Annotated in this window: 1 protein-coding gene; it reads right to left on the bottom strand. The window is 70.2% G+C overall.

Annotated features, from left to right (window positions below; translation table 11 throughout):
- Nucleotides 1-1,817 (bottom strand): IS481 family transposase (locus AB0C30_RS59820; RefSeq protein WP_357962687.1); only part of this gene is annotated, 1,817 nt, incomplete at its 3' end.
- Nucleotides 1,818-1,858: the final 41 nt, after the last annotated feature.

Genomic DNA, 1,858 nt, shown 5'->3' with positions numbered 1-1,858 from the left:
TCGTCCACGGTCACGTCCAGGATTTTGCGGGCGTGGATCCGGCCGACTTGGATCTTCTGGCCGACGATCTGGAAGTGGCCGCGGCTGCAGACCACCCGCTGGACGGTGACGGGCTCGGTCGAAGCGCCGGGTGGTGGTCCGGCGGGGCGGGCGTTGCGCAGGGTGAGGCATTCGGCGAGCGGGAGCGGGCAGGGCACGGCACGTAGCAGCAGGCGCTGCTCGTCCATGACACGGGCGGTGATGCCGTCCAGGCGCACGATGACGCGGCGGCCGGCCAGGTGGGCGCCGATGCACAGGGCCCGGCCGGCCAGGCTGATGGTGCCGATCGAGCTGACCTGCCGATCCACCTCGACGGCGCTCGCCGCGATCGCGGGCTCGCCGACGGGTGCGTCCGGTGCCGGGCGGGCCTGTCCCGAGGCGACCAGTGCGGCCAGGTCCTTGACGGTCAGCCGGGAGGCCACGCTCTTGAGCCGGCCACCGCCGATGGTGAACACATGCAGCCGTTGAGTGCTGATCCACAAGGTGATCGGCATGCCCGCCCGATCGGGGCCGAGCCAGACCTGCTGGCCACCGATCGACAGGTTGCCCGACGCAGGAACGATCCGATCGACCTCGATCGCCTGGCGCGAGAGCGGATCGACCGTGCTCGTCTGGATCGGCTCGGGCCGTTCGAGATGATCAAGGTGATGGACGGCCTCGACCGGGAGATCCGGCAGCGCGGCAGCGGGAGGGGCCTCAGGAGCAACGCCAGCAGCGGGAGCGGGCACCGTGGTCAGGCCGGCGGGCAGGCGCAGTGGCAGTTCCCGCTCGGCCCCGAGCTGGCCGGGGCTGCGCTCGGCGAAGAACCGGTCGGCGGGAAAGGCCATGTCCAGCGCCTGATGCGGGCGGGCGGTGTTGTAGTGCTCGGCGAACGCGTCCATCTCGGCCTGGGCGGCCTCCAGCGAGGCGAACGGCAGCGCCTCGGCCAGCAGTTCCCGGCGCACGCTCTGATGGAAGCGTTCGATCTTCCCGGTGGTGGTCGGAGTGCGCGGCGGGGTGTGACGCAGCTTGATGCCGTTCTCCCGGCAGACCCGCTCGAACAGCACCTCACCCGCCTTCGGTCCGCCGAAGCGGCCGGTGAACTGCTTGCCGTTGTCGGTCAGCACCTCCAGCGGCACCCCATAGGCGCGCATCGCCCCGGCGAAGGCGGCGCACACCATCCGCCCGGTCGATCGGGCCACCACCGAGGCGATCACGCAGAACCGGGAGTGATCGTCCACGCCGGTGATCAGCTTGGCTTCGCTGCCGTCGGCCAGCAGTAGCCCGCCCATGATGTCCATCTGCCACAGCTGCATCGGCTCGGGCCGCTCCCAGCGCCGGTAATCCTCGCGCCTGCGCCGCCGCGCCACCGCCTCGATCAGGCCGTTGCGCACCAGCACCCGGTAGATGCTCGCCCGCGACGGCAACGGCTCCACCTCACGCCGGCCCAGCTCCCACAACAGGGTGCGCGGTCCCCACCGCGGATGAGCGCGCCGCAGCTCACAGATCAACGCCTCGACAGCGGCCGGGGTCCGCATCGGATGCGCCTTCGGCCGATGCGACCGGTCAGCCAGCGCGGCCAAGCCGCCGTCCTGATACCGGCGCACCCAGGCATGCACCGACTGCCGCGAGATCCCATACCGGCCGGCCACATCGGTGACCTTCGCCCCCGACAACACCTCGATCACCGCGTGATAGCGCTGCTCCACGACTCTCAACTCCACCAATGCCACCTGAGCCTCCCCGAAGCGTCGATACCGCCACGAGCAGGCACAGAAGACGATCAAGGTGTCAAGCATCAAGCGAGGCCAGAGTGTCAACCATCAAGCGAGACAGGACA

The sequence above is a fragment of the Nonomuraea sp. NPDC048901 genome, assembly GCF_040649695.1.
Lineage (GTDB): Bacteria > Actinomycetota > Actinomycetes > Streptosporangiales > Streptosporangiaceae > Nonomuraea.
This window is presented reverse-complemented; position numbering and strand designations above follow the sequence as displayed.